The sequence below is a fragment of the Rhizobium sp. 16-488-2b genome (genome assembly GCF_017741815.1).
In the GTDB taxonomy this organism is placed as follows: domain Bacteria; phylum Pseudomonadota; class Alphaproteobacteria; order Rhizobiales; family Rhizobiaceae; genus Rhizobium.
In genome coordinates this window covers 497,945-519,214 of record NZ_JAGHMF010000034.1, presented here as the reverse complement: position 1 = coordinate 519,214, position 21,270 = coordinate 497,945, and the positions used below count along the sequence as shown (strand labels likewise).

Genomic DNA, 21,270 nt, shown 5'->3' with positions numbered 1-21,270 from the left:
GCCATCCGGCCGGGATTTCCAGCACTCTCCCGTCTAAGCCGCCTCAAGCGACGTGCAGGACTTCCGCCGACAGAAGCAAAAGGAAGGTATCGTCATCCAGCCGCTCGGCGATCTCGCCGGTGTCGGTAACGTAATCGGTGCGCGGGCTTGCGCCGACATCAAGCGCCAAGCGCGATGTCAGGATCTGCTCGATAACAACGTAATGCGCGCCCGAACTGCTCTCACAGTGAAAGCGGTTGGTCTCTTTGTACTGCGCCATGATCAAATTCCTCAAGAAATGACCGTCACGCCCACAATACTTGGCAGCCACCTGCCGATAGTCAAGAACACCCGCCCTACTCAATAAGTTTTCTGTTAACAGAAGGATTAGTGCAGCGAGCAGCCCGGCTTAGTGCGCGGGCTGCTGCTTTGCCCTCGCGACGATCTGCGTCGGGTTGACGAACTGCAGCGCGATCACCAGCCAGAACAGCGTCGTCACCATATAGACAACCGCCATGGCATCGATCGACTGGCCAGCCCGAACGCCGGAGGCAAACACGGCATAATAGAGCGACACGACGAGGGTCTGCGTGGTCGGCCCGGCGATGAGGAAGGTGAGTTCGAACATCGCGATGGTGCGAACCAGCACCAGCAGCAGCGCCGCCAGCATGCCGGGCAAGAGCAGCGGCAACAGGATGCGCAGGAACAGGCTGGTGGTGCCTGCGCCGAAGACACGGGCAGCGGCTTCGATGCGCGGGTCGATCTGTTCGATGAAGGGGATCATCACCAGAACCACGAAGGGAAGCGACGGCACGACGTTGATGAGAACGACGCCCCAGAAGGTTCCTCCCAGCCCAAGCTGATAGAGCACCGTCGCAAGCGGGATGCCGTAGGTCAGCGGCGGAATAAGCAGCGGGAGAAGGAAGAGCAGAATGACCACGCGCTTGCCGGCGAAATCGCGTCGCGCCAGGGCATAGGCGGTCATCACGCCGAGAATGCCCGAAATGATGACAACGGTGAAAACGATCTCGAAGGTGACGAGGACGACGCTGGAGAGCTGGAATTCCTTCCAGGCGCTGAAATACCATTTCGTTGTCCAGCCAGCCGGCAGCCATGTGCCGAGCCATCGTGTCGCGAACGAGTTGACGACGACGGCTGCGATGACCGCAAGCAGATTGAGGACGAAGAGCGTGGCGAGCGCCCATATGGCGAAACGCCAAATCTTCGAGGTGAGGCCTTGGTCGCGGATCATGGTCAGCCTTTCGTGCCGCCGGCGGGGCCGCGGTAGAAGAATGAGCGTGCGCCGAGAACGGCGAGCACCACAGCCAGTTCAACGCCGCCCATGATGAGCGCGATCGCCGAGCCCAGCGAGTGATCATATTGCTCGAACGCGGCCTGATAGGCGGCAATCGAGATGACGCGGGTCGGGCCTGCCGGTGCACCCAACAGCACGGCGGATGGAAACACCGCGAACGCCTGCACGAAAGCAAGGCAGAAGGTTACCGCAAGCCCCGGCACCAGCAAGGGTAGGAAGACGCGCATGAAACGCTGCCTCGGGCCGGCCCCAAGCGTGGCGGCTGCCTGCTCGATCGCCGGATCGATGCCGGTGATGTAAGACAGCGTCAGCAGGAAGGCGAAGGGGAAGCCGGTGATGAGCAGCGACGCGAAGACGCCCCAGTAGTTGTTGGTCAGCTTGATCGGATTGTCGATGATGCCGATCATCAGAAGCGTGTGGTTGAACCAGCCGCGCGGTCCGAGGAACGTCAGCAAGCCATCGGCGACGAAAACCGTGCCGAGCGTGATTGGTAGTACCAGGATGGTCGTGAGCAAACGCTGGCGGTGCATCAGGCGGACACGGAAGGCGACGGGCACGGCGAAGGCGAGGTTGATGATCGTCACCGGCAGCGCCAGCCAGAGCGTCGCGCCGATGGTGTTGTACTGAAAGGGATCGCTGAAGAACTTGGCATAGTTGGCATACCACGCGCCATCCTTCGGCGTCAGCGAATCCACGACGCCGTAGAGAAACGGATAGACGAACAGCGCGATCATGAAGGCAAGGCCGGGGAGGATCAGCATGGTGGTGCCGTCGAAGCCCCGGGCCGCCAGCCGCGTTCGAAGCGACGGCGCGCTCATCGTGCGCTGCCTCCGAAGACCAGCGCCCTGCCCGCGATCGGCTTCAGCCGCGTTGCTGTTCCGCGGGGCAACGCGTCGTCGGCGCGGAAATAGAGGTCGGATCCGTCGGCCGAGCGCGCCAGTCCGAAGAAGGCGCGGCCGCGATACTCCATGCTCGATACGATGGCGGCGATCCCCTCGTCGGCGGCGACCAAGTCCTCGGGGCGCACCGAGAAGATAGCGGCGTCGCCGGGCTTGAGCGGCGTGCGCATCGTGCCGGTGATGCGGGCGCCGGCAACGTCGATCTCGGCCTCATCGCCCGAGACCGAGACGACCTTGCCGGGCACGCGGGTACGAAAGCCCATGAAGTCGGCAACGCCGACATTGACGGGCCGCTGATAGAGATCCTGCGGCGAGCCGATCTGCTCGATGTGTCCCTGGCTCATGACGACGATACGGTCGGCCAGCGACAACGCCTCGTCCTGGTCGTGGGTAACGTAGATGGTCGTCGAGCCGATCTGGTCGTGGATGCCGCGGATTTCGGCGCGCATCTCCAGGCGCAGCTTGGCGTCGAGATTGGACAAGGGCTCGTCCATGAGCACGATAGGCGGGCGGATGACGATGGCGCGGGCGATCGCCACGCGCTGCTGCTGACCGCCGGAGAGCTGCCCGGGCAGCTTGTCAGCCTGGCTTTCCAGGCGCACCAGCGCCAAGGCGTCATTGATCCGCTTGTCGGCCTCCGGTCCCTTGATGCCCTGCATCGACAGCCCGAAGCCGACGTTCTTGCGCACGCTCATATGCGGGAAAAGCGCGTAGCTCTGAAACACCATCCCGAACCCTCGGCGTTCCGGCTCAAGCTGGTCGATGCGCTTGCCCCCGAGACGGATCTCCCCGCCAGACAGCCCCAGAAGGCCGGCGATACAGTTGAGCGCCGTGGACTTGCCGCAGCCGGATGGACCGAGCAGCGCCACGAATTCACCGGGCTCGATCGCAAGATCGATGCCATCGAGCGCGTTGTAGGCGCCGAAGGAGCGGCTCAGCCCATCGAGTTCAAGACGCGCGGTGCCGCGCGAAGAGGCCACCGTATTCGCTACCGAGTTCAAACCACTCTCCATGTCACGCCGAAAATGGCCGGCACCGGCTATGACAACCGGCGCCGGCAATGTCAGGGATCAGCCCTTCTTGGAGCCGATCTTTTCGTCCCAGATCCGGAAGGCCTCGACGAGCTGCTTTGGCTCGAGCGGCACTTCCAGCGGATTGTTGGCGATCCAGTCGGCATATTCAGGCCGGCCGAACTCCTTGATCGTGTCCTGGCTTTCCTGCGGCGCCATCTCGATCGTCACGTCCTTGACGGCGGGGCCCGGATAGAAATAGCCGGCGTCATAGGCAATCGCCTGCTGCTTCGGCTGCAGGATGTAGTTCAAGACGTCGATCAGCACCGCGATCTTCTCGTCGGAGACGCCCTTGGGGATCACGGCGTAATGCGCATCCGTTACCCAATGGAAGCCTTCCAGCTTCTGCACCTTCGCCTCGGCGGGAACGATGCCGAGCGCACGCGGGTTGATGTCCCAGCCAGTGGTGGAAACGACGATGTCGCGCGTCCCCTCGCCGAGCTCCTTCATCACCTGACCGGTGCCGGTCGGGTAGTATTCGATGTGTTCGCCAAGTGCTGCCAGATATTCCCAGGTCTTGTCCCAACCCTTGACCGGATCGCGGGGATCGCTGTCGCCGAGCAGATAGGGCAGGCCCATCAGGAAGGTGCGGCCGGGGCCGGAATTGGCAGGGCGGGCGTAGATGAAGCGGTTCTTGTTGGCCTTTGCCCATTCCAGCAGCTCCGGCGCCGATTTCGGCGGCGTGGCGACCTTGTCAGGCATGTATTCGATCAGCGGGCCCGAGGGATAATAGGTGATGACGATGCCCTGATCCTTGGCGAGCGCCTGCATCTTGAATGCCTGCGGCTGCAGGATCTTTTGGATGTCGGGCAAATCCGCCTTGTGCGCGGCGAGGTCGAGCCAGAGGCCCTGATCAAGACCGGCCGAGAGCGCGTCCGTGCCTGTCAGCACGAGGTCGATATCGACCTTCCCGGCCGCTTGCTGCGCCTTGATCTTGCCGGGAAATTCAGGGGCCGGCGCCTTGGTGAAGGCGAAGTTCGAAACCCAATCGGCCTTTTCGGATGCATAGGCTTCAAACATGCCCTGCGTCAGCGCCAGGTTGCCGGCGACGTCAGCGATGGTGATGGTCACGGGGCTTGCGGGCTTCTTGGCCTGCGCCCAAACCTTGACGGGAAGCATGGCGGCAACGGCAGCGCTGGCTGCGGTCCCGACGAATGTTCTGCGGGTAAATTTCATGCTGTTCTCTCCTCCTCTTTTGGCCGCACAGAGCACACCAAATCCGTGCACGTGCGTATCCTGATCCATTTATGCGGTCGGATTTTCTGGCCGGCTTTGTTTGGAACCTCCTGAATTTCTTGCCAGAAACACCGTTCCTCCGCGGTGTATCTTGGCAGCAATGTAGAATTGATATACTAGTATGCACATTCAAGTCAACGTTAGGGCCCTACATGCATCCAGCCGCTGCCACCGCCATTCCCGAACTCTCGGCGCAGGCCGAGCGGCCGGCAAAGCTGCGGCGCGTGACGACGGCGGACGCCATTTTCGAGCGGCTCTACAACGACATCGTCTCGCTGAAGATGCCGCCCGGCATGGCGCTGCAGGAAAAGCGCATCGCCGAGGATTTCGCGGTCAGCCGGACGCCCGTTCGCGAGGCTCTTCTCCGGCTGTCGGAAGGCGGATTGGTCGACATCTATCCGCAGTCGGGCACCGTCGTGTCGCGTGTACCGGTATCGGCGATCCCCGAGGCCGTCGTGGTGCGCAAGGCACTGGAGGGAACGACGGTCGAGCGCGCAACGGAGATCGCCTCGGCGGCTGATCTGTCCCGCCTCGACGCCATCATCACGCGCCAGCGGGCGCTCTCCATTCTGGGCGACACCTCGGGCTTTCACGAAGAGGATGAGGCCTTTCACGAGGCGATCGCGCAGATTGCCGGCTATCCAGGCATCTGGGGTATCCTGAAATCCGTCAAGGTCCAGATAGACCGCGCTCGACGGCTGACGCTACCGGTGCTCGGCCGCATGGAGAATGTGGTCGGCGAGCACGCGATCATCCGCGACGCGATCGCCGCGCATGATGTGGAGGCCGCGCGCGCCGCAATGACGCATCATCTGAGCGCCGTCATCCCCGATGTGGCGGAGCTGCGCACGCGCTACCCCGATTATTTCTGCTGACGAACGGCGACACCAAAACAAAAGGCATTGAAGGAGGAAACAGATGCGGCAGGGTTGGAGATGGTTCGGACCGGATGCGCCGGTCGCGCTCGACGAAGTCAGGCAAGCCGGAGCGACCAACATCGTGTCATCGCTGCACCAAGTGCCGATCGGCCGCGCCTGGACCGAGGCCGAGGTGCGCGAGCGCCAGGCGATGATCGAGACGACGCCCCCAGGGCGCTCGCAGCTCACCTGGTCGGTCGTCGAGAGCATTCCGATTCCAGATGCGGTGAAGCGCAAGGGTGGGCAGGCGAAGGCGGAGATCGAGGCGTGGATCGCAAGCCTTGAAGCGGTTGCTGCCTGCGACATCCCGATCGTCTGCTACAACTTCATGCCTGTCGTCGACTGGACCCGGACAGATCTCGACCACGAGATAGACACCGGCGCGACGGCGATGCGTTTTGACCACGAGAAGTTCGCAGCCTTCGATCTCTTCATTCTTCAGCGCGACGGCGCCGATGCGGCCTACTCGGCGCAAGACAAGGCGCGCGCCCGCAAGGTCTTCGACGCCATGTCGGAGAGCGACATTGCCGACATCACCCGCAACATCACCTCGGCCTTGCCGGGATCGACAACCGAACCGCTGACCATCCCGGAATTTCGCGACCGTCTCGCCGCCTATGCCGGCATCGATGCCGGCCGCCTGCGCCAGCATCTGATCGAGTTTCTTGAGGCGGTTGCGCCGGTGGCCGAAGCACGTGGCGTCAAGCTGACGCTTCATCCAGACGACCCGCCGCGCTCGCTGTTCGGCCTGCCGCGCATCGCCTCCACCGCCGAGGATTATGCGGCGCTGTTCAATGCTGTCCCGTCGCCGGCGAACGGGATGTGCTATTGCACCGGCAGTCTCGGCGTACGTGCTGATAACGACCTGCCCGCCATCGCACGACGGTTCGCGTCCCGTATTCATTTCGCGCATCTGCGAGCGACCAAACGCGAAGGCGACGGCCGCAGCTTCCACGAAAGCGCCCACCTGGAAGGCGATGTCGACATGGTCGCCGTGCTGAAAGAACTGGTCGCCGAGGATCGTAACCGCAAGGCCGACGGGACGATCGTTTTCCGCTCGGACCACGGCCACCGCATGCTCGACGATCTCACCAAGACCACCACGCCGGGTTATCCGGCGATCGGTCGATTGAGAGGGCTTGCCGAGCTTCGCGGCATCCTGCACGCATTGGGCGCGCCGCCGAGCTGATTGATCGCATGTCGGTGCAGCAAAACCGCTGCAAGCTTTTGCGGCACCGACGTGATCTAGAAGGAGAGATCGAGCGCCCTGCCCTCGAACAATCGATCCCGAGAGCCTTCGAGATGCGACTGCATCAGGTCGCGCGCCTCCTCGGCCCGGCCTTCGGCGATGGCCTTGTAGATGGTGTTGTGCTCCTGGAAGACCTGTTCTAGGCCGGGTCTCGGCCCCAGCAGGGACAGACCGTGGAGATGCATGCCAACAGCGATATGGGCTTTGAGCGCATCGATCGAGGCGGTGTAATAATGATTGTTGGCGGCCTCGGTCACGGCGCGGTGGAAATTGAAATCCGCGTCGGTGCGGTGCAGCTGATGGCTCGTCGCTTCCCGGAGATCGGCCAGCGCCGAGGCAATCTTCTGGATCGCGGCCTCGTCGCGGCGCTTGGCGGCGAAATAGGCGGCGGCCGGCTCGATCGTCAGGCGGAATTCGTAGCAGCGCTGGATATCGGCGATCGTCTTGACCGGCGAATAGGAAAGATGCGTCGTCGGCGAGCTGTTGGCGCTGACGAAGGTTCCTGCGCCCTGACGGGCATAGACCATGCCCTGGTCGCGCAGCTTGGCCAGCGCATCGCGAACGATCGGCCGGGAAACGCCAAGCATGGACGCAAGCTCATGTTCGCCGGGCAACCGCGAATCCGGCGGGTAGTTTCCGGCACGAATACGCTCCTGCAACTGATCGAACACACGGTCCACCAGTTTCATCGGCTTGCCGCGCTCCGGCTTCGGCGCCGGGGTTGCCGGCGCACCGTTTGCTTCATCCACGTCCATTCTCCCCGCCGGCATTATCTCACGCCGCCTGATTCTGAGGAATCAGTCTTAGCAAACTATCGGAATTCCCAAAGCCCCCGGATTTTACCGCACAACGGAAATGGCGGCCATCTACATCGGTTACGTCGAACCAGGGAATCCCCGCCTCTATTTCCCCCTTGGGCAAAAGTGTGCGAACGCCAAGCGCGCGAAACACCGCCAGCGCCGTATCACCACCGCCGACCATCAGCATATCTGGCCGCGTCTGCTTGATCGCCGATTTTACGCCCTCAGCGAAACGATCCGCGACGGCGACCGCGTCCTCCGACATTTCCCCGGTGCAGCACAGCAGCGCCGGCAAGCCCAGTGTTTCTGTCTCATTTAGCGCGCCCATCGGCGCAGCAATCGACGCACGCAAAGCGCCCGATGCCTCGAGCTGGGCCATCTGCGCGGCGGTAATCGGGTCGCGGGAGCCGAATGCAAAGAGCGTGTTGCGCGCGGGTTCGAATACAGTCGTCGCATCGCGTCCCCGGCGAAGGCGACGGGCAATAGCGCTGCCGAGCCCACGCGCACCGACCGCGAGCGCCGTCTGCCAATCATGCTCAGAGACGAGCCGGTCTAAGTCCGCATCGCTGCCGGCATCGACGACAACAACCCTATCTTCACGACCCTCGAAAAGGGCGGCCACCGGCAACGGCGTTTCAACGCCGCGCCCGACCACATGGCCGCCGCGAGTGAAGCGTTCCTGGTCAAGAATGGCCGGGGCGATGGTGATTTCGCGATGGCCGAAGATGGCCGCGATGGCGGCACTTTCAGCCGCCACATTGCCCTTCAGCCGGGAATCGATCTTCTTCAGGACGATATCGGGGTGTGCGGCAAGAAGAGCGCTGGCCGCGAGGCCTGCCCTTCTCGCCGCTTCCCCCTCCGGGAGGGCGCGCGAGGCGGTGTTAACAACTGCCACCTCGCAACCGGTCGCCAGAGCATCGTCGATGGCTTCTATCTCGATCGCCACGGCAACGGAAAGACCGGCATCGACGAACGGGGTCCCCGTGTCGAGCGCGCCGGTCAGATCGTCAGCGATGATCGCGACCTTCAACGTCATGCAGCCTGTCCCGTGTTCACCGCGTGGCAGGCGACGAGATGGCCGGGCTTTGCTTCCTTCCACTCCGGCACGACCTTGCTGCATACATCCATGGCGATCGGGCATCGCGAATGGAAGCGACAGCCGCTCGGCGGGTTGAGCGGGCTCGGCACGTCGCCCTGCAGGATCTGGCGGGTGCGGGTGCGCTCGAGTTCCGGATCGGTTTCCGGGACGGCCGACAGCAACGCCTTGGTATAGGGGTGCAGCGGGTTTTCGAACAGTTCCTCGCGGGTCGCGAGTTCCGCCAGGCGGCCGAGATACATGACGCCGACGCGGGTGCTGATATGGCGCACGACGGCAAGGTCGTGGGCGATGAACAGGTAGGTCAGACCATACTTTTCCTGCAGGTCAAGCAGCAGGTTGATGATCTGCGCCTGGATCGAGACGTCGAGCGCCGAGATCGCCTCGTCGCAGACGATAAACTTCGGCTGACAGGCAAGCGCGCGGGCAATGACGACGCGCTGGCGCTGGCCGCCGGAAAGCTCGTGCGGATAGCGCTGCGCGAAGCGGGTCGGCAAGCCGACGTCGGTGAGCAGTGCTGCGACGCGGTCCTTCAGCTCGGCCTTGGTGCAGAGCTTGTGGAAGAGGATCGGCTCGCCAACGGCCTCGCCGATCGTCATACGCGGGTTGAGCGTCGAATACGGGTCCTGGAAGACGATCTGCAGGTCGCGGCGGAAGGGCCGCATCTGCTTTTCATCCAGCGTCGCCAGATCCTGGCCCTTGTAGACTACCTTGCCCGAGGTCGCCTTGTAGAGGTTGAGGATGGTGAAGCCTGTCGTCGACTTGCCGCAGCCGGATTCGCCGACGAGCGAGAGCGTCTCGCCTTCCATGATGTCGAGATTGACGTTGTCGAGCGCATATACTGTCGCCGAACGCTCGCCAAAGGCACCGAGCTTGACGTGGAAATGCTTGACGAGGTTTTCGACCTTGAGCAGCGGTTGGGCACCCATCACGCGGCCTCCTGCATTTTCTGGACGACGAAGCAGGCGGTGCGGTGGTTTCCGGCGCCTGAGATCGGCTCGAGTTTCGGCACGCGCTCGTGGCAGACGGCTTCCGCCAGCGGACAGCGTGGGGCAAAGGGGCAACCCTTGGGGCGACGGCCAGGCTCCGGCGGCGTGCCGCCGATCGAGCTCAGACGGCTTGCGGGCGCATCCGACAGCTTCGGGATCGAGGCGAGCAGGCCGCGCGTATAGGGGTGGCTCGGGCGAGCGTAGAGTTCGTCAACCGGCGCATCCTCGACCACGGTGCCGGCATAGAGCACGGCGACGCGGTCAACGAGACCGGCGATCAGCGCCAGGTCGTGGGTGATCCAGACGACGGACATGCCGAGCTTGGCGCGCAGGTCCTTCACCAGATCGACGATCTGCGCCTGGATGGTGACGTCGAGTGCCGTTGTCGGCTCGTCGGCGATCAGGAGCTTCGGATTGCAGGCAAGGCCGATCGCGATCATGACACGCTGGCGCATGCCACCGGAGAGCTCGTGCGGGTAGGCTTGCAGCCGCTCTTCCGGGCCGGGGATGCCGACAAGGCGCAGAAGTTCGACGGCGCGCGTGCGCGCCTCGGCCTTCTTCATGCCGCGGTGGTAGATCAGCGGCTCGCAGATCTGGTCCCCGATGCGCATGACCGGGTTGAGCGAGGTCATCGGGTCCTGGAAGACGAAGCCGATATCGCCGCCGCGCACCTTGCGCAGTTCCTTGTTCGACATCTTCTGCAGGTCGTGGCCGTCAAAGCTCGCCGAGCCCTTGGTGACCTTGATCTTGTTTGGCAAAAGCCGCATCAGGCTAAGCATTGTGAGGCTCTTGCCGCAGCCGGATTCGCCGACGACGCCGAGCGTCTCACCCTTGTTGACGTAGAGGTCGATACCATCGACCACGACCGCCGGGCCGTTCCTGCCGTCGATCTCGACCGTCAGGCCGCGGACATCGAGCAGTTTCTCATTGGATCGCGTCGTGCTCATTATTTGGAACCCCGCGGATTGAGGGCGTCGTTGAGGCCATCGCCGAGGAAGCTGAAGGCGACCGAGGCAAGGCCGAGGACGGCGGCCGGGGCAGCCAGCAGGTGCGGATAGTGCTGCCAGACACGCAGGCCGTCGGAGATCATGTTGCCCCAGCTGGGCGTGGGCGGATTGACGCCGACGCCGAGGAAGCTGAAGGCGCTTTCCAGCACCATGGCCGTGCCGAGACCGGCGCTGACCGAGACGATCAACGGGCCAAGCGCGTTCGGAATGACGTAACGCTTCATGATGATCCAATTCGACAGACCAAGCGCCTGGGCGGCGGTGATATAGGGACGGCTGCGGATCGACAGGACCTGGGCACGAACGAGGCGCGCATAGGGCGGCCATGAGATCAACGCCATCGAGCCGAAGACCAGCATGAAATCGACCCAGATCGTCTGGCGATAGAAGGGATTGAGGGTCGCCAGATACTGCGCTTCCATCCACTTGGTGATCGGCGACTTCAGCGACGCGTTGATGACGACGACGAGAAGCAGGTTGGGCACCGACATGGTCATGTCGGTCAGCCACATGATGACGCGATCGAACGGATTGCCGAAGAAGCCGGCGATAGCGCCGAGCAGCGTGCCGATGAAGACCGCGATGACGGTGACGATGACCGCGACCAGGAAGGCCGTGCGAGTGCCGTAGACAACGCGGCTGAAGACATCGCGGCCGAGATCGTCGGTTCCGAAGAGATGGGCCAGCGACGGAACGGCGTTTCGGGCCTGCAGGTCCTGGCTCAGATAGTCATAGGGCGTCAGATAGGGGCCGAAAATCGCGGCGAAGGCCAGAATGAGCACGACAGCGAGACCGAAGACGGCAAGCTTGTTGCGCTTTAGGCGATACCACGCGTCACGCCACAGGCTGACGGGTGCCTCTTCTTGTTGGGCGACGGGAGAGAGAAGGATGGCGGACATGGTCAGCGGCTCCTTCTTGCATCGTTGGCACGCGGATCAAGCAGCGGGTAGAGAACGTCGACCAGAAGGTTCGACATCATCACCAGGAAGGATCCGATCAGCGTGATCGCCAGAATGACGGGATAGTCGGAATTGGTGAGCGCCTGCACGGTCAGGCGGCCGAGGCCGGGCAGACCGAAGACGAGTTCGACGAAGATCGCGCCGTTGACGATGGTGATCATGATCAGGCCGAGCTGGGTGACAACAGGCGTCAGCACCGGGCGCAGGATATGGCGCAGCGCCACGACCATTTCAGGCACGCCCTTGGCGCGGGCGGTGCGGACGAAATCCTCGGACAGCACCTCGATGACGGCGGCGCGCGTCTGGCGCACGATGAGCGCGATCGGCTGGAAGGAGAGAACAATCATCGGCAAGAGGATGCGCACGTCGAAGACGCCGCCCCAGCCGTAGGGCACCTTGATCATCGGCATCAGCACGATTAGGCCGACCATCAGTAGCGGGCCGGCGACATAGGCCGGGATCGCCCAGAGGAAGAGCGCCGAGCCGAGGATCGTGTAATCGAGGCGGCTGTTCTGGTTCATCGCGGCAATCATGCCGAGCGGAATGGCAATGACCGTCGTGAGGATGATGGAACAGAGCGCAAGCTTGAACGAAACCGGAGCTGCCGCCGAGACCATGGCCCAGACCGACCGGCCCGATGTCAGCGAATTGCCGAACTGTCCGTGCAGGAGGTTCCAGATGTAAAGGCCGAACTGCTCGATGAAGGGCCTGTTCAGGCCGGCACTTTCGCGGATGGCTTCGATGCGCTGCGGGTTATAGGCGACGTCGCCGGGCGCGCGCAGAAAAATCAGCTTGATCGGATCGCCAGCGCCATAGAAAGCCAGCGCATAGACGGCCAGCATGACGATAAGGACTGACGGAATCCAGATGGCAAACCGGGTTAGCACGTAGCGTAACAAGGTCACCTCCCACCGGTTGGTAGACACGTTTCCGCGCTCACGCGGACATGCGATGTCTTCTTGAAACTTGCGCGAAGGCCTTGCGGTCTTCGCGCGGTTGCTAAGTTGCCCAAAATCCGATTACGGGCGGGCTATCTGTTCGTAGGTTCCGGACCGGCTCAGCCGATCGAAATGTCCCAGGGCGCCACGACCTGCCAGTCGAGGTTCTTCTCCATGCCCTTGACCTCCTTGGTGGCCCAGCGCGACATCGCCTGAGAGTACCACGGAATGAAGGCCCAATCCTCGCGGAATGCCTTCTGGGCATCCTGGGCGAGCTTGACGCGATCGGGATCGTCGGCCGCCTTGGTCGCGGCTTCCGCGAGTGCGGCATCGACCTTCTCGTTCTTGTATCCGCCAAGCTTGTTCTGGGCGTTGGACGAAGTCGAGGCGATGCAGCCGGCGAGATAGGAGACGGCGTCAGGAACACGGGTGCCGACGTCGTCGCGGAAGATCTGCACCGCGTTCTGGTCCGGACCGGCATAGGAGTCCTGCTGCGGCTTCATGTCGACGGCGGTGATGCCGAGATTCTGGCGCCACTGCTCGGCAATGTACTGCGCCGCTGCCTGGATGGCCGGGGCGGAGATGCCGACGAAGAGGATCTTCGGCAGACGTTCAGGGCCACCATAGCTCGATTCGGCGAGCAGCTTCTTGGCGGCTGCCGGATCATAGGGGAAGGGCTCGAAGCCGGAATTGTCGGCGCCGGGAACCGAGTTCAGGATCTGGTCGGCCTTCTTGTGCGGACCATCAGGATAAGAGGCCTTGAAGAGACCGTCGCGATCGATCGCCATGATCAGCGCTTGGCGGACCTTCGGATCGTCCATCGGTGCGCGGGTGACGTTGAACCAGAAGTGCTGGCTGGTCGGGATCAGCGGGCCGGCAGAGAATTCCGGACCGAGATCCTGGATGATCGTCGAGGTGACGAGCTCGGTATGGGCGTTGAATTCGCCCGACTTGATGAGCGACGTCGCGGTGACGTTGTCTTCGATCGAGGTAATCTCGATGCGCGCCAGCTTCGGCTTCGGGCCGAAGAAGTTCTCGTTCGGCTCGAACACCAGCTTGCCGGCGTCGATATCGATGCTGGTGAGCTTGAACGGGCCGGAATAGACGGCGCTGCTGTCAGGCTTGTACCAGTCGGCCACTTCCTCGCCGTCGCTGCCGCGAGACTGCGCGGCCTTGGTGATCGGCGCGATGTGGTTGGCAAGACGCATGAAGAAGATCGGGTCGGCTTCCGTCAGCGTGACGACGACGGTGCCCTCGTCAGGCGTTGCAACGCCCGTCAGCTCGTTGCCGGAACCCGCGCCGATTTCCTTGTAACCCTGAACCTTGCTCAGCACCTGGTCGGCGCGCTGGCTCTTCGTGTTGGGCATCGAAGCGACTTCCCAGGAGCCCTTGACGTCTGCCGAAGTGATCTTGCTGCCGTCGGAGAAGGTTGCCTTCGGGTCGATCTTGAAGGTCCAGACCTTGTTGTCAGGCGATTCCCAGCTGGTGAAGACGTAAGGCTTGATCTTGCCTTCGCTGTCGAAATACATCGGCGAAGCCCACCAGATCGAGTTCCAGCGGAACGGAACGCCACCGCCGCGCAGCGGCGACCAATCCTGGTTGAACGCCGGGTTGGCGACCTTCAGCACCTGGCCGTCATCGGCGAGCACGATGCGTGCATTCAGGCCGAAAACCGTTAGGCCAACGCCTGCGGCGAGGCCGAGCTTCAGCGCCTCGCGACGCGACATTCCGTTATTCTGGCCCTTATTCTCATTCGTCCGATCAGTCATTCCATCCTCCCATGACAAAACCGATGACGCTTGGCTCTTTCGCTCCATCCCGAAAGTGCGTCATGACATGGCGCAGACACTCGCTCGATAATGTAAATATGTCAACAAAAATTAATTCATCCACACTTCGACAAAATCGACAAAAATTTTCCTACATGATTTCAATAGCTTGAAAAATACGATCGATTGAAATGCTTATTGTCATATTGACAACATGCCGGACGAGGATGAAGAAAACCGCATCTTGCAGGCCGGGTTTCCCGCCTTTTGCCGCCATATGCGGCGTTCATCCGAGGAGGACGACATGAACAAGCACAAGATCACCGGTGTCTATAGCGCCGCCGCAACCCCACTCAATGCCGATGGAAGCCCGGATCTCGGCCTCTTCACCGAACATTGCCAGCGACTGCTGTCGGAGGGATGCCACGGCGTGGCGCTGCTCGGCACCACGGGCGAGGCAAACTCGTTTTCGTCGAGCGAACGCAAGGCGATCCTTGAGGCAGCGCTGAAAGCCGGCATCCCTGCCGACAAGCTGCTGCCGGGCACCGGCGTCGTCGCCATCCAGGAGACGGTCGATCTCACCAAGCATGCCCTGTCGCTCGGCGTCACCAAGGTCGTGATGCTGCCGCCCTTCTATTATAAGGGCGTTTCCGACGACGGCCTGTTTGCCGCCTATTCGCAGATTCTGGAGAAGATCGCCGACAGCAAGCTGCAGGTCACCCTCTATCATATTCCGCAGGTTTCCGGCGTTCCGCTGTCGGTTCCGCTGATTGGCCGCTTGATCGAAGCCTTCCCAGACACGGTTGTCGGCATCAAGGAATCCGCGGGCGATTTCAACAATATGCAGGCAATCATCGCCGCCTATCCCGGCTTCTCCGTACTCGCCGGCGCCGATCCGCTGCTGCTGCCGCTGCTGAAGGCCGGTGGTGCCGGCTGCATTACCGCAACGTCCAATCTGGTCGCGGATTCGCTGCGCACCGTTTATGACAAGGTTCACGATGAAAGCGGCGCTGAGGCGGTCGAGACCGCACAAGCGCGCATCAACGCTTACCGCACGCTTTCCAACTCCTATGTGCAGATCCCGACGATCAAGGCTATGGTCGGCCTGAAGACCGGAAACTCGGCCTGGAAGCGCACCCGCGCACCGCTGATGCCGATCAGCGACGCCGATTACGCCGCGCTTGCCGAAGCCTACAAGACACTGCCCTAAAGGAGGACGACCATGGCCTTCACGGGTTTGCAACCAGACGCCGTTCCTGATCTGATGACCGGCGAAATCATCGCCAATCCCACCACGGACGGGCGTTTCGACGCCTATCTCCCCTCCCCCTGCATCCAGAACCACGCCGCCAACCTGGCCTTCCTGCCGGATGGCACGCTGACCTGCGTCTGGTTTGGAGGCACGATGGAAGGCATGGGCGACATCTCGATTTACATGTCGCGTCTGGCGCCGGGTGCAACGCAATGGTCGCAGCCGGAAAAAATGTCGGACGACCCCGCGAAATCCGAGCAAAATCCGTTGATTTTCAACGCGCCTGGCGGAGATGTCTGGCTGCTTTACACGTCGCAGACATCCGGCAACCAGGATGGCTCGGTTGTCAAATGTCGGATCTCCACGGATGGCGGCCGCACCTTTGGCGAGGTCCGCGTGCTGTGCGATATTCCCGGCACATTCGTGCGCCAACCGATCGTCGTGAACGGCGCCGGCACTTGGCTACTGCCGGTTTTTCGCTGCATCGGACTGCCTGGCGAACGCTGGACCGGTGACGCCGATACCGCGGGCGTGCTGATCTCGCGCGACGCCGGCAAAAACTGGGCGATGACCGAGGTGCCCGACAGCATCGGCGCGGTACACATGAACATCGTGCCCCTGCCAGATGGCGAATTCGTCGCCTTCTATCGCAACCGTTTGGCCGAATTCGTGCTGTCCAGCCGCTCGCGCGACGGCGAGAGCTGGAGCGCGCCGGAGCCGATCGATCTGCCGAACAACAATTCGTCCATCCAGGCTGTAAAGCTGGGAAATGGCACAATCGCAATGGTTTACAACCACTGCAACGCCTCGATGTCCGATGCGCGGCGCCTGTCTCTCTACGACGAAATCGAAGGGGACGAGCCAGCGGCACCCGTCACCAGCGAGCCGAGCCGGAGACGCAAGGCGATCTGGGGCGTGCCGCGCGCACCGCTCAGCCTCGCCTTCTCTACGGATGGCGGCCGCAGCTTTCCGCGCCGCATCGACCTCGATACCGGCGATGGCTACTGCCTGAGCAACAACTCGAAGGACGCCGTCAACCGGGAGTTTTCCTACCCGTCGATCACCCAAGGGACCGATGGCACGGTGCATATCGCCTACACCTACTACCGGCGCGCACTCAAATATGTGCGGCTGTCTCCGGATGCGCTCGGCTGACGCCGGAATTGCGCTTCGCTTGTCAACTCGGCGTGCCAACGGATTCGTTTGGCGCGCCGAATTGATAGTTTATTGCTCTTAATTTACAAATTCGTTGCCTATGCTTGAGCGCATCGCTTGAAGCGCGGCCACAGGCGACAGACTTCGACGCGCTCCAATTAAATAAGTAATATCAATTACATAGATCACCATAAAAGCCGGCGCAGTGGTCGATTATCCGCACCACATCGCATTTTTCCAGCCAAACTTGATGTCCAAGCTTGCCAAGCCGACGGAGCTGGTATAACAAATTTACATCTTGGCGGCGCCGAAAGATGCCGCGATACCGCAGGGGGAGGAGTAATCCGGTGGTCAGCTTGGATTCGCCTATCACAATCATCAGGCCCGAAATCATCGAGTTCGGCGTGGGGACGGCGGAGCGCCTGGGGAAATGGGCAAGTGACAAGGGCTACGCCCGCATCCTGGTCATTTCCGACGCATTCAATGCCACGCGCGTCGATACGCTCGGCCTAAAGGGTGAAGTCACGGTCTTCGCGGATGTGACGCCGGAGCCCGACACCGCCAATCTCGACAAGGTGCTTGCGGCCGCCAATGCTGCGGATGCGCAGCTGGTCGTCGGTTTCGGCGGCGGTAGCGCCATGGATCTTGCGAAGTTGGCGGCTGTTCTTGCCGGCTCGTCGCAGACGCTGCGCGACGTCGTCGGCCCGAACAAGGTTCACGGGCCCCGCCGCGTCGCGCTGGCGCAGGTGCCGACCACGGCTGGAACCGGGAGCGAGGCGGGCATTCGCGCGCTGGTCACCGATCCCGAGACGATGGCAAAGCTTGCGGTCGAGAGCATTCACATGCTGGCCGATATCGCCGTCATCGATCCGGCGCTGACCTTCACGGTTCCGGCCCGGACGACCGCGGCTACCGGTGTCGATGCCATGGCCCATTGCGTCGAGGCCTTCACCAACCGCAAGGCGCATCCGATGATCGACCTCTACGCGATCGAGGGAACGCGGCTAGTCGGCAAATATCTCGCCCGCGCCGTCAAGGATGGCGCCGATGCGGAAGCCCGCGCCGGGCTCGCGCTCGCCTCGCTTTACGGCGGCTTCTGTCTCGGGCCGGTCAACACGGCTGGTGGCCATGCGCTGGCCTATCCGCTCGGCACGCGCTGGCATATCGCCCATGGTGCGGCGAACGCACTGATCTTCCCGCATGTGCTGGCTTTCAACACGCCGTCGGTGCCTGAAAAGACACGCGCGGTGATGGACGCGCTTGGCCGCAAGACGTCGGGCGACGTACAGTCGGTCTTCGATGCGGCCTATAGCTTCTGCGCCGATCTCGGCATCGAGATGAAGCTCTCGGCGCTCGGTGTGCCGGATAGCGATCTCGACGCCATGGCCGACGATGCCTTCGCCATTCGTCGCCTTCTCGACAACAACCCGCGCGATCTCGCGCGCGCCGACATACGTTCGATATACGAAGCCGCCTACTAGGTGCGTTTGATCCAATAAGGAATGTGACTGATGGACAGAAATGCAAAAGTCGCGGTGACGCTGGGTGATCCCGCTGGTGTCGGCCCCGAGGTGATCGTCAAGGCGCTGGCAACGTTGCCGGAAATCGAGCGCCGCGATTTTGTGATCGTCGGCAACACCGAGGCGCTTGAGCGCGCCAACCGCTCGGCCGAGACGGGCCTGCACTTCGCGCCTGCCGGTTCCGCCGGCGAGAACAAGATCGCCGTCGATGAAGTGGACCTGGGTGCGGCCCTTCCCGAGATCGGCAAGGTCAGCCCGGTCGCCGGCGACGCTTCGGTTCGCTATATCACCCGCGCCGTCGATCTGGCGATGTCCGGCGAGGCCGATGTCATCGTGACCGCCCCGATCAACAAGGAGGCGATGAACCTCGCCGGCCATCACTTCGACGGTCATACGGGGCTTCTGGCGCACCTCACCGGCTCGAAGAGCTCGTTCATGCTGCTCGCCTCCGAGCGTCTCAACACCATCCACGTCTCCACGCATATCTCGCTAAAGGGCGCGATCGAGCGGGCGCGCACGGAGCGCGTGCTGGCGACCATCGAGGCCGGGCACAAGCATTTCCTGCGGCTTGGAAAGAAGGCGCGCATCGCCGTTGCCGGTCTCAACCCGCATTGCGGCGAAAACGGCCTCTTCGGCACCGAGGACACCGAATTCCTGGCGCCCGCCGTTGAACTGGCGCAGGCCAAGGGCATCGATGTCGTCGGGCCGATTTCGGCCGATACCGTCTTCGCCCGCGCTTACAACGGCGCCTTCGATCTGGTGATCGCACAATATCACGACCAGGGGCATATCCCGATCAAGCTCGTGGCGTTCGAGACGGCCGTCAACGTCTCGCTCGGCCTGCCGATCGATCGCGTCTCCGTCGATCACGGCACTGCCTTCGACATCGCCGGCACCGGCAAGGCCAATCACGTCAACATGCTATCGGCGATCGCCTATGCCCGACTGATGGCCCGCTCGCCGCGTCGTCAGGCAGCCTGATCCTAACGGAGATCTGAAACGCCCTGGCGCCATCGCGCGCCGCGGCCTGCCATTCTCTCGGGAGGAGATGCGTAATGGACAAGACGGTTATCGTGCTCGGCGGCCAGCTGGCGCCGGAAGGATTTTCTTTGCTCGTTGAAGCCGGCGCCACGGTCGTGACGACGAAGCCCTATATCGACCGACAGGCCGTGATCGACATCATGAAGGCCCACAGGCCGGAGGCTGTGATCATCCGCCTGCTCGCCGACAAGCTCGGCCCCGAGGAGATGAAGGCTGGCGGGCGGCTCAAGCATATCGCCAAGCATGGCGTCGGGACCAACGACATCGACGTCGCGGCCGCTATCGAGCTCGGCATTCCGGTATCGATGACCACAGGCAGCAATGGCCATTCGGTCGCCGAACACGCGCTCGCGATGATCATGGCGCTCTCCAAGGATCTGCCGCGACAGGACGCGCTGATCCGTGACGGCGTGTGGGACAAGAACCAGTACCAGGGCCGCGAGCTGCGCGGCCAGACGCTCGGCATCGTCGGCTTCGGCTTCATCGGCCAGACGCTCGCGAAAATGGCCGGCGCGATCGGCATGGAGGCTATTGCCTTTGATCCGCATACACCGGACAGCGCCTTTACCGCAGGTATCCGCCGCGAGACAGATCTGGATACGCTGCTTGCCTCGTCGGATATCGTCAGCCTGCACTGTCCGCTGACGCCTGAGACGAACAAGCTCATCGATTCCCGGCGGATCGGGCTGATGAAACGTGGTTCGCTGCTGATCAACACCGCACGTGGCGAGGTCGTCGATGAAGCCGCGCTTATTCGCGCGCTGCAGGAGGGTCACCTCGCCGGCGCTGGCCTCGATAGCTTCGAACAAGAACCGCCCGGCGCCGACAATCCGCTGTTCCAGCTACCCAACACGCTTGTGTCGCCGCATGTGGCGGGCGTGACTGTCGATGCCAAGCGGGCGGTGTCGGTGATGGCGGCAAGGAATGTTCTGGATGCGCTGGATGGTAAGACGCTCGAGCCGCGCTTTCTCGCACGCTGAGCACATCGCAGCTTCAACAACCGACGGAGAGACTGGTGAGCGACACCAACGATATCCGCTACGCGCCGGACGCGCTGCGCAGCTTTGCCAAGGACCTGTACGCGGCCGCCGGACTTGAGGAGGACAAAGCCGAGGCCGTGGCCCGCTATCTCGTCGAGGCGGATTTGATGGGGCACACGACCCATGGCCTGGCGCTCGCCGGCTGGTATCTGCAGAGCATCGCCGACGGTGTGATGACGCGCGAGGGCAGCCCCGAGGTTATATCGGATCGTGGACCTGCGGTTGCCTGGTCCGGAAAGCGCCTGCCCGGCGCATGGCTGACGTCGGAGGCAGTCAAGCTCGCCTGCGACAGAGCCGAGACCTACGGCACGGCGATAATCACCATCGCGAACAGCCACCACATCGGCTGCCTTGCCGCCTATCTGTCGATCGCGACTGACCGGGGCTACATGGTGAGTATCGCAAGCTCGAGCCCGTCGGGCGCGCAGGTCGCCCCATTCGGCGGCCGCAATGGCGTCTATACACCGAATCCTGTTGCACATGGCATCCCCACATCGGGCGATCCGATCCTCATCGACATCAGCGCCTCGATCACCACGGTCAACATGGCGCAGCGCCTGATCCGAGAAGGACGTCAATACGAGCACGAATGGCTGATGGACGCAGACGGAAACCCCAGTCGCGACCCCAAAGTCATCGAAAGCGGCGGCACACTGCTCCCGACAGGTGGGCTGGACCACGGCCAGAAGGGATACGGCATGGCGCTGCACGTCGAAGCCTTTACGCAGGCGCTTTCAGGCTATGGCCGCGCCGATGCACCGAAGGGCACGAATGCTGCCGTCACGGTGCAAGTGTTCGATCCCGCCGCGTTCGGTGGTCGCGAAGCCTTCCTGCGCCAGACAGGCTGGCTCGTCGATGCCTGCCACGACAATCCGCCACGCCCCGGCGTCGAGCGCGTCCGCCTGCCCGGTGAAAACGGACTGGCACGCAAGCGCAGTGCGCTTGCCGATGGCGTGCGCCTGTTTCCCGGGATTATCGACTCCCTGCGTGGCCATGCCGAGCGGCTGGGCGTCGCGATGCCGGCTGTGTTGTCTTGACG

At 62.7% G+C, this 21,270-nt stretch carries 20 protein-coding genes; 8 read left to right on the top strand and 12 right to left on the bottom strand.

Translation table 11 applies throughout. The features are described from left to right. Positions 1 to 43: 43 nt before the first annotated feature. The 5 genes from J5286_RS25915 to J5286_RS25895 all read right to left on the bottom strand — a co-directional run bounded on the left by J5286_RS25915 (position 44) and on the right by J5286_RS25895 (position 4,439). Positions 44 to 259, bottom strand: coding sequence for a hypothetical protein (locus tag J5286_RS25915; RefSeq protein ID WP_112426971.1), 216 nt, complete (start codon positions 257 to 259; stop codon positions 44 to 46). Between the two features lie 129 nt (positions 260 to 388). After that, positions 389 to 1,231, bottom strand: a complete 843-nt coding sequence (locus J5286_RS25910; protein WP_112981189.1) for an ABC transporter permease — start codon at positions 1,229 to 1,231, stop codon at positions 389 to 391. A gap of 2 nt (positions 1,232 to 1,233) precedes the next feature. Beyond that, positions 1,234 to 2,112 (bottom strand): ABC transporter permease, encoded by an 879-nt coding sequence (locus tag J5286_RS25905; RefSeq protein ID WP_047503937.1) that lies wholly within the window; start codon positions 2,110 to 2,112, stop codon positions 1,234 to 1,236. Then, entirely contained in the window at positions 2,109 to 3,206 is a 1,098-nt protein-coding gene (locus tag J5286_RS25900) for an ABC transporter ATP-binding protein (protein ID WP_209192861.1), read from the bottom strand. The genes J5286_RS25905 and J5286_RS25900 overlap by 4 nt, the downstream gene beginning before the upstream one ends. A gap of 57 nt (positions 3,207 to 3,263) precedes the next feature. Continuing rightward, positions 3,264 to 4,439 carry an extracellular solute-binding protein gene (locus tag J5286_RS25895; RefSeq protein WP_209192860.1) on the bottom strand — a complete coding sequence of 392 codons (1,176 nt, stop codon included), beginning with the start codon at positions 4,437 to 4,439 and terminating at the stop codon, positions 3,264 to 3,266. A gap of 212 nt (positions 4,440 to 4,651) precedes the next feature. Here J5286_RS25895 and J5286_RS25890 point away from each other — a divergent pair, with 212 nt between their 5' ends. Next, a complete protein-coding gene (locus J5286_RS25890; RefSeq protein WP_209192858.1) occupies positions 4,652 to 5,374 on the top strand; it encodes a GntR family transcriptional regulator in 723 nt (240 codons plus the stop codon). Between the two features lie 43 nt (positions 5,375 to 5,417). After that, on the top strand, positions 5,418 to 6,605 hold the full coding sequence (gene uxuA / locus J5286_RS25885; protein WP_209192856.1) for a mannonate dehydratase: 1,188 nt from the start codon (positions 5,418 to 5,420) through the stop codon (positions 6,603 to 6,605). Between the two features lie 56 nt (positions 6,606 to 6,661). On the opposite strand, the gene J5286_RS25880 is transcribed toward uxuA, so the two are convergent. The 7 genes from J5286_RS25880 to J5286_RS25850 all read right to left on the bottom strand — a co-directional run bounded on the left by J5286_RS25880 (position 6,662) and on the right by J5286_RS25850 (position 14,223). Further along, positions 6,662 to 7,420, bottom strand: coding sequence for a FadR/GntR family transcriptional regulator (locus J5286_RS25880; protein WP_018901283.1), 759 nt, complete (start codon positions 7,418 to 7,420; stop codon positions 6,662 to 6,664). A 19-nt stretch (positions 7,421 to 7,439) separates the two neighbouring features. Continuing rightward, complete coding sequence (locus J5286_RS25875; protein ID WP_209192854.1) at positions 7,440 to 8,501, bottom strand: four-carbon acid sugar kinase family protein; 1,062 nt, start codon at positions 8,499 to 8,501, stop codon at positions 7,440 to 7,442. Next, positions 8,498 to 9,490 (bottom strand): ABC transporter ATP-binding protein, encoded by a 993-nt coding sequence (locus tag J5286_RS25870; RefSeq protein WP_018901281.1) that lies wholly within the window; start codon positions 9,488 to 9,490, stop codon positions 8,498 to 8,500. The genes J5286_RS25875 and J5286_RS25870 overlap by 4 nt, the downstream gene beginning before the upstream one ends. Continuing rightward, positions 9,490 to 10,497 (bottom strand): ABC transporter ATP-binding protein, encoded by a 1,008-nt coding sequence (locus tag J5286_RS25865; protein ID WP_209192852.1) that lies wholly within the window; start codon positions 10,495 to 10,497, stop codon positions 9,490 to 9,492. Before J5286_RS25865 ends, J5286_RS25870 begins: the two co-directional genes overlap by 1 nt. Next, positions 10,497 to 11,456 carry an ABC transporter permease gene (locus tag J5286_RS25860; protein ID WP_209192850.1) on the bottom strand — a complete coding sequence of 320 codons (960 nt, stop codon included), beginning with the start codon at positions 11,454 to 11,456 and terminating at the stop codon, positions 10,497 to 10,499. The genes J5286_RS25865 and J5286_RS25860 overlap by 1 nt, the downstream gene beginning before the upstream one ends. A gap of 2 nt (positions 11,457 to 11,458) precedes the next feature. Continuing rightward, positions 11,459 to 12,415, bottom strand: a complete 957-nt coding sequence (locus J5286_RS25855) for an ABC transporter permease (protein ID WP_209192848.1) — start codon at positions 12,413 to 12,415, stop codon at positions 11,459 to 11,461. Positions 12,416 to 12,573: 158 nt separating this feature from the next. Then, positions 12,574 to 14,223 carry an ABC transporter substrate-binding protein gene (locus J5286_RS25850; protein ID WP_209192847.1) on the bottom strand — a complete coding sequence of 550 codons (1,650 nt, stop codon included), beginning with the start codon at positions 14,221 to 14,223 and terminating at the stop codon, positions 12,574 to 12,576. Between the two features lie 304 nt (positions 14,224 to 14,527). Here J5286_RS25850 and J5286_RS25845 point away from each other — a divergent pair, with 304 nt between their 5' ends. The 6 genes from J5286_RS25845 (at position 14,528) to J5286_RS25820 (ending at position 21,268) form a co-directional block, all read left to right on the top strand. Then, the gene (locus tag J5286_RS25845) at positions 14,528 to 15,433 is read left to right on the top strand and encodes a dihydrodipicolinate synthase family protein (protein ID WP_209192845.1); all 906 of its coding nucleotides are present in this window, start codon (positions 14,528 to 14,530) and stop codon (positions 15,431 to 15,433) included. Between the two features lie 12 nt (positions 15,434 to 15,445). Continuing rightward, the gene (locus J5286_RS25840) at positions 15,446 to 16,630 is read left to right on the top strand and encodes a sialidase family protein (RefSeq protein ID WP_209192842.1); all 1,185 of its coding nucleotides are present in this window, start codon (positions 15,446 to 15,448) and stop codon (positions 16,628 to 16,630) included. 347 nt (positions 16,631 to 16,977) lie between these two features. Next, on the top strand, positions 16,978 to 18,111 hold the full coding sequence (locus tag J5286_RS25835) for an iron-containing alcohol dehydrogenase (protein WP_209192840.1): 1,134 nt from the start codon (positions 16,978 to 16,980) through the stop codon (positions 18,109 to 18,111). Positions 18,112 to 18,141: 30 nt separating this feature from the next. Next, a complete protein-coding gene (pdxA, locus tag J5286_RS25830; RefSeq protein WP_209192838.1) occupies positions 18,142 to 19,131 on the top strand; it encodes a 4-hydroxythreonine-4-phosphate dehydrogenase PdxA in 990 nt (329 codons plus the stop codon). Between the two features lie 74 nt (positions 19,132 to 19,205). Further along, on the top strand, positions 19,206 to 20,171 hold the full coding sequence (locus J5286_RS25825) for a hydroxyacid dehydrogenase (RefSeq protein WP_209192836.1): 966 nt from the start codon (positions 19,206 to 19,208) through the stop codon (positions 20,169 to 20,171). A 35-nt stretch (positions 20,172 to 20,206) separates the two neighbouring features. Beyond that, a complete protein-coding gene (locus J5286_RS25820) occupies positions 20,207 to 21,268 on the top strand; it encodes an Ldh family oxidoreductase (RefSeq protein WP_209192834.1) in 1,062 nt (353 codons plus the stop codon). Positions 21,269 to 21,270 lie beyond the last annotated feature (2 nt).